Genomic DNA, 6,874 nt, shown 5'->3' on the forward strand with positions numbered 1-6,874 from the left:
AGTGGCGGGCATGAAAGGCCTTGAGGGCCTCCCAGGTCAACTGCGGGATCACCTCCGGGTCACCCCCGCTGTTGAACCGGTAGGTGGAGGTGGGGAAAAGCTGTCCGCACAACCCTTCCCACAACTCCCGCGCCGGATTGGCCATGGCCCCTTTCATCTCGTTGAAGACCACACCTTTGAAGGCCACTCCTTTCTCCCCTTCCACCGGCTCAAGACGCCAGCCCTCCTGAAGGAAATCGAGTCGGTCCAAACGCGGGAAGAAGGCGGCGTCCAGGTAAACGTCGAGCAGGTTGAAAAAGTCCTTGCGGGATTGGCTGGCGAAGGGATACGCCGTCCAGTCACTGGCGGTGAAGGCGTTCATGAAGGTGGCCAGCGAGCGCCGCAACATCATGAAAAAGGGATCCCGCACCGGGTAGCGTTCGCTGCCGCACAGGGTGGTATGCTCCAGAATGTGGGCCACCCCGGTGGAGTCCTCGGGAACCGTCAAAAACGCCACCATGAAGGCGTTATGGGCATCCGCAGTGCCCAGATGCAGATGTCTGGCGCCCGTGGCCTCGTGGAGCCACGACTCCACCTCGATGTTCAGAGCCTTGACCGATTGGCGTTGCAGACAGACGAAAGATGAGGTGGACATGCAGACTCCCGGGTTGACGTTCGATAAACGGATTTTATAATGCATAAATAAATAGAATTTGTATTGCCGTTCCGGCTCACCGCTCCTACAATTCGTCGATAAGAAAATCAGAATATAAGAGCCTCATGCAAGAGGGCTCTTATAAGGGATCAAAAAAATTGCAGCAACACCCCGACACAGCGTCGGACCTTTTGGCTCACAGGCACTTTGGAGGTGCGATATGGCGGATGGTACTGCCACGAACCGGACGATCCTGGTGGTGGGAGGCGGAATGAGCGGCCTCACCGCCGCCGTGGAGGCCGCGGAAGTCGGCTACGAAGTCATTCTGGTGGAAAAGAACCCCTACCTGGGCGGTCGCGTGGCCCAGCTGAACAAGTACTTTCCCAAGCTCTGCACCCCGGCGTGCGGGCTGGAGATCAACTTCCAGCGCGTGCGCAACAATCCCCGCATCACCTTTTATACCATGACCACGGTGGAAGAGGTAAAGGGGAGTGAAGGGGCCTTCACGGTAAAGCTGCGTCAGGCGCCGCGTTTCGTGAACGAAAAATGCACCGCTTGCGGCGAATGCGCCAAGGCCTGCACCGTCGAAGTCGAGGATCCCTTCAACTTCGGTCAGAGCAAGGTGAAAGCCATTCGCAACAGCCACAACATGGCCTTCCCCAACCGCTTCTTCATGGAAGCCGGTTACGCCAAGAGCGAAGAGGCCAGGAAGCTGGTTTCCGTCTGCCCGGTGGGCGCCATCGAGCCGGAGATGCAGGATCGTCTGGTCGAAGTTCCCGTCGCCTCCATCGTCTGGGCCACGGGCTGGAAACCCTACGATGCCGAACAGATCCGTCCCTACGGCTACGGTCGCTTCCCCAACGTGACCACCAACATGCGTTTCGAGCGCATGGCCAGCCGTTACGGACCGACCGGCGGCAAGATCGGGCGCCCCTCGGACGGCAAGGAGATCAACAAGATCGCCTTCATCCAGTGCGCCGGATCGCGGGATCACAATTATCTCCCCTACTGCTCCTATATCTGCTGCCTGGCCTCCATGAAGCAGACCACCTACGTGCGGGAGCAGTATCCCAACGCCGAGATCACCATCTACTACATCGATCTGCGCGCCATGGACCGTTACGAAGGCTTCCAGAAAAAGATCGAGGCCGACGCCAAGATCCGCTGGATCAAATCGAAGCCTTCGCGCATCGATCAGGAAGCGGGCACGGAGAATCCCATCGTGGTCGGGGAGAACACCCTGACCGGCGAACGCTACGCCGAGACCTTCGACATGGTGGTGCTGGCCACCGGCATGGAGCCCAACAACGCCTCCCAGCCGGCGCCGGGCGTGAAGGTTGACGAGTATCGGTTCGTGATCGGGCAAGAGCAAGGTGTCTACTCCTGCGGCTGCGCGAGTGGGCCCCTGGATGTGGCCAAATCGGTACAGTCCGGCACGGCGGCGGCCATGCGGGCGATTCAGAGCGTGGCCAAGGCAGGAGGACGCTGACCATGGAAGAGAAGAAGATCGGTTGTTACATCTGCAGCGGTTGCGGACTGGGTGACGGTCTCGACATCGCCGGCCTCGAAAAGGTGGCCTCCAAAGAGCAGAAGATCCCGGTGGTGCGCACCCATCCCCTGCTGTGCGGTCCCGAAGGGGTGGCCCTGATTCGTCAGGACATGCAGGAGAACGGGGTCAACGCCCTGGTCATCGCCGCCTGTTCGCCCCGGGTTCATGTGGATACCTTCCGTTTCGGCACGCCGCTGCTGGAGCGGGCCAACCTGCGGGAGCAGGTCCTCTGGGTTCAACCCGGCACCGACAAGGATGCCAAGGAAGATCGCCAGATGATGGCCTCCGACTATGTGCGCATGAGCTGCGTTCGGGTCAAGCGCATGAATGCCCCGGAGCCCTTCCAGGATGCCGGGTTCTCCAAAACCGTGCTGGTGGTGGGTGGTGGTCTGGCCGGATTGACGGCGGCGCAGAACGTCTCCCGCGCCGGATATCAGGCCATTCTGGTGGAGAAGTCCCCCGTTCTGGGCGGCAAGCTCAACCAGATGCACAAGATCTCCCCCACCAAGGCCCCCTACCAGGATCCGGAAGCCAACTTCATCGGCGACCTGGTCTCCTCCGTAGAGGGTGACGGCAACATCAAGATCTACAAGGATGCCTGGGTGCGTCGCACCTCCGGCGCCCCCGGTCTCTTCGACGTGACCATCAACCAGGGTGGAACCTCCCACGAAGAGCGGGTCGGATCCATCGTGGTGACCACCGGCTTCGAACTTTACGACGCCAACAAGCTGGGTGATCTGGGTTACGGGCAGTGCAAGGACGTGGTCACGGCCATGGAGTTCGAGGTCATGGCCAAGAACGGCCAGCTCACTCGTCCCTCCGACGGCAAACCCGCCAAGAAGGTGGCCTTTTCGCTCTGCGCCGGACAACGGGACGCCAAGCATCTGGAGTACTGCTCCGGAGCCTGCTGCACCTACTCCCTGAAGCAGTCGATGTATGTTCACGAGCAGTTCGGCCAGGAGGCCGAGACCACCATCCTCTTCCAGGAGATGCGTACTCCCGGACAGATGGAGGAGTTCTACCGTTCCGCCCAGCGTTCCGGCAGCGTGATCGTCAAGGCGGATGTCAAGAAGGTGGAAGGCAAGTCGGGCGGCGGCGTGAAGGTCGCTTTCCACGACAAGCTGGTGCGCAGCGACGAAAACCTGGACGTGGACCTGCTGGTTCTGCCCACGGGCATGGTGCCCAACGTCGATGTGCAGGATCCCAACGTGCCCTCGCCGGTCGGCCAGGACATGGAATCCGAAGCCGCCAAACGGGTTCTCAACCTGGACTATCGCCAGGGGCCGAGCCTGCCCGGTCTGAAGTGGGGCTTTCCCGATTCCCACTTCATCTGTTTCCCCTACGAAACCCGTCGTACCGGCATTTATGTCGCCGGTCCGGCGCGTCGTCCCATGGGCATCAAGGACACCATGGAAGACGCTTCCGGCGCCGCTCTGAAAGCCATTCAGGTGGTGGAAGCGGTGGCTCGCGGTTCGGCGGTCCATCCGCGTGTGGGCGACCTCTCCTTCCCCTCCTTCCGGCAGGAAGGCTGCACCCAGTGCAAGCGCTGCACGGAAGAGTGCCCCTTCGGGGCCATCAACGAGGATGCCAAGGGCAATCCGCAGTTCAACCCCACCCGTTGCCGTCGATGCGGCACCTGCATGGGGGCCTGCCCGGCCAAGGTGATCTCCTTCGCCAACTACAGCGTGAGCATGATCGGCTCCATGCTGAAAGAGGTGGAGATTCCCCCGGCGGACGACGAAAAACCCCGCATTCTCATCTTCTCCTGCGAAAACGACGCTTATCCCGCCCTCGACATGGTGGGTTTCAACCGCTCCGCCATCAGCCCCTACGTGCGGGTCATTCCCCTGCGCTGCATGGGCTCCATGAGTCTGGAGTGGATCGCCGACGCCATGTCCACCGGCTTCGACGGCATCATGCTCATGGGTTGCAAACATGGGGATGACTATCAGTGCCATAACGTGCGCGGTTCGGCGCTGGCTGAAATCCGTTTGAGCAAAGTCTCCGAGACCCTCAACCGGTTGCAGCTCGAATCGACCCGGGTGCGCATGGTGGAGGTGAACATCCTGGATGCGGATCGCCTGCCGGGAGTCATCCAATCGTTCGCGGATGACCTCTCGAAACTGGATCCCAATCCCTACAAGGAATTTTAAGGAGATTCCGGACATGGCTTATGACCTCTCCTTTGCGAAGGAAGTATACAAGAATGCCGAGATGGGGCATTGGATCAAGATGTGCATGCAATGCGGCGTCTGTTCCGGCTCCTGCCCTCTCGGTCCCCATTGGGAGTTCGGTCCGCGTCAGTTGTTCCAGATGGTGCGTTCCGGCAAGATGGACGAGGTGTTGCAAAGCGATTCGATGTGGATGTGCACCTCGTGTTACAACTGCATCGTGCGCTGCCCGCGTGGTCTTCCCATCACCCACATCGTGCATGGTTTGGCCCGGTATGCGGTGGTGAAGGGCAAAGTCAAGCCGAATCAGGTGACGGCGCGTTTTGCCAAGAACATCTTTTGGGAGAACATCGTCAGCACCGGCCGGGTGGGTGAAGCGGCGCTGACCATGAAGCTCTATTTCGTGGACGGGCTGGCTCAGGGCATTCAGAACGGGTTGGAGATGAAGGATTCCGCCCTGGGCATGCTCAAGACGGGTCGTCTCAACCCCCTGCCCTTCCGCAGCAAGATCAAGGGTTTTGCCGGTTTCGAAGCCATGTTGAAGAAGGCGCGGGAGCTTGAGGAGAAGAGGGAGAAAGGCGCATGAAAGAGTATACTTTCTATACCGGGTGCAGCTCCGAAAAGAGGGCCTCGGCTTACAATATGGAGCATTCGATTCAGAGCATGTGCGCCATTCTGGACATCAAGCTCAATGAGATCGATGACTGGAACTGCTGTTCCGCCTCCATCGGCTATGCCGGTGGCGGGCAGTTGCCGCGCATGGCCCTGACGGCGCGCAACTTCGCCCTGGCGCAGAAGCAGCAGGGTTCCAAGGATGTGGTGGCCACCTGTGCCGCCTGCTGGTTGGCGTTGCGGGAGACCAACGAGCGCATTCATGAGGAGCCGGAGGTCAAATCGGATCTCAATGTGGCCCTCAAGGAGGCGGGTTTGTCGTATGACGGCTCTCTCAAGTCGCGCCACATGGTGGAAGTTCTCATCGAGGATTTCGGTTGGGATGTATTGAAGTCCAAGGTGAAGAAGCCGCTGAAGGGTTTGAAGGTGGCGGGTTATGTGGGCTGTCAGACCAACCGGCCTTTCGGTGTTTGTGGGGACTCCTTCGAGAATCCGACCTATCTGGACAAGATGATTGAAGCCACGGGCGCCACGGCGGTGCCGTTTGCCAAGAAGGTGGCCTGTTGCGGGGGCGCGTTGGCTTTCTCGGAGAATGAGAAGTCGTGCGCTTTGGTGAAGGACATTCTTCAGGACGCGGCCGCCAACGGGGCGGAAGCGATTGTCACCCCGTGCCCGGTGTGTCAGCTCAATGTGGAGGTTTATCAGGGCAAGGTGAACAAGCTGTTCGGCACCAATTTCAATATTCCGGTGCTGTACTATTCCCAGTTGTTCGTCTTGTCGTGGGGTGGGAGCTGGAAGGAAGCGGCGTTGGATCAGCAGGTGGTTTCGGCGGATGCGTTGAAGCGGTTTGCCTGATACGGTTGCTGTTGATGTTCAAAAAAAGCCCCAAACGGGGCTTTTTTTGTTTTTTGATTCATACGGGGGTCCGGGGGGGATTATCCCCCCCGGCGGGGTTCGGGGCAGAGCCCCGAGGTGTTATCCTTTCCTCTCAGGAAGCCCCCAGGGGCTTCCCATCACCCCGGAGAAGGCCGGTCCGAACAACGGAGAAAGCCAAGGGAACACCCTTGCTTTTCCCTTCAAATCGGCTAACCTGTCAAGAGGTTAATGCCATATCAAACAATTCCTTCCCGATCAGCGGAGCGAGCGTTCACTTCCATGACGATACTCTCTTTCGAATTCAAGGATCGCTGGCACAACTGGGAACTGGAGCATTTTGAACTGGGTGACTTCAACCTGTTGGTCGGGATTTCCGGTGTTGGCAAGTCTCTGATACTTTCTGCTATTGATACGGTTCGCTCCGCTGGGATAAAAGATGCGTTTCAAGCCAATGGCTGCTCCTGGAACATCACCCTTCAGGTGGGGGAGAAACTCTATACATGGGAAGCGGAGGTTTCATTCTCCCCCCAAATAAATCCTTCTCCAAACTTCACACCCTCAAAGGGCACCGACACAAACCAACCTATATTTATTAAAGAGAGAATAGTCGACGACTCACGGGTTGTTGTGGACCGAAACGAAAATAGTTTCGAATATCATGGTACTAGACTTCCAGCGCTAAAACTCACAGAAAGTGCGATCACTCTATTATACAATGAAGAAACAATCAGACCATTACACACAGCCTTAAGTAGATTAATTTACAACAAACTCACGCCGTTTTTACATTTTCCAGTTCAAATCGATTACGCGACAATTAGCACCCTTAATGAACAGTATCACGATATTTCAAGATTAGAAACAGCAATTTCTTTACCGTCAATACTAAAAGGAATAATTCTTCAATCAAATTTCCTGGATAGGTTTACTATTATACGCACGATCTTTTTGGATATCTTTCCGTCTGTTATTGATATTGGTTATACTTCCATCAGAAACAGAGAACAAGTCTCTAACCAACCTCCTTTTGAA

6 protein-coding genes are annotated in these 6,874 nt (G+C 57.6%); 5 read left to right on the top strand and 1 reads right to left on the bottom strand.

What is annotated here, in order from left to right; all coding sequences use genetic code 11:
- A partial coding sequence (locus tag HQL56_17135) for an insulinase family protein (protein MBF0311243.1) occupies nt 1–634 on the bottom strand: 634 nt, incomplete at its 3' end.
- A 220-nt stretch (nt 635–854) separates the two neighbouring features.
- On the opposite strand from HQL56_17135, the gene HQL56_17140 reads away from it, so the two are divergent.
- The 5 genes from HQL56_17140 to HQL56_17160 form a co-directional block, all read left to right on the top strand.
- On the top strand, nt 855–2,123 hold the full coding sequence (locus tag HQL56_17140) for a CoB--CoM heterodisulfide reductase iron-sulfur subunit A family protein (GenBank protein ID MBF0311244.1): 1,269 nt from the start codon (nt 855–857) through the stop codon (nt 2,121–2,123).
- A 2-nt stretch (nt 2,124–2,125) separates the two neighbouring features.
- Entirely contained in the window at nt 2,126–4,336 is a 2,211-nt protein-coding gene (locus HQL56_17145) for a hydrogenase iron-sulfur subunit (GenBank protein MBF0311245.1), read from the top strand.
- A gap of 13 nt (nt 4,337–4,349) precedes the next feature.
- Nucleotides 4,350–4,940, top strand: coding sequence for a 4Fe-4S dicluster domain-containing protein (locus HQL56_17150; protein ID MBF0311246.1), 591 nt, complete (start codon nt 4,350–4,352; stop codon nt 4,938–4,940).
- Entirely contained in the window at nt 4,937–5,821 is an 885-nt protein-coding gene (locus HQL56_17155) for a CoB--CoM heterodisulfide reductase iron-sulfur subunit B family protein (GenBank protein ID MBF0311247.1), read from the top strand. Before HQL56_17150 ends, HQL56_17155 begins: the two co-directional genes overlap by 4 nt.
- 300 nt (nt 5,822–6,121) lie before the next feature.
- Nucleotides 6,122–6,874: hypothetical protein (locus HQL56_17160; protein MBF0311248.1), on the top strand; the 753-nt coding region annotated here is incomplete at its 3' end.

The sequence above is a fragment of the Magnetococcales bacterium genome, assembly GCA_015231925.1.
Lineage (GTDB): Bacteria > Pseudomonadota > Magnetococcia > Magnetococcales > JADGAQ01 > JADGAQ01.

Bases quoted from the DNA above. Each gene is read 5' to 3' on its own strand.
- HQL56_17140 (MBF0311244.1), top strand. From the start codon at position 855: ATGGCGGATGGTACTGCCACGAACCGGACGATCCTGGTGGTGGGAGGC.
- HQL56_17145 (MBF0311245.1), top strand. From the start codon at position 2,126: ATGGAAGAGAAGAAGATCGGTTGTTACATCTGCAGCGGTTGCGGACTG.
- HQL56_17150 (MBF0311246.1), top strand. From the start codon at position 4,350: ATGGCTTATGACCTCTCCTTTGCGAAGGAAGTATACAAGAATGCCGAG.
- HQL56_17155 (MBF0311247.1), top strand. From the start codon at position 4,937: ATGAAAGAGTATACTTTCTATACCGGGTGCAGCTCCGAAAAGAGGGCC.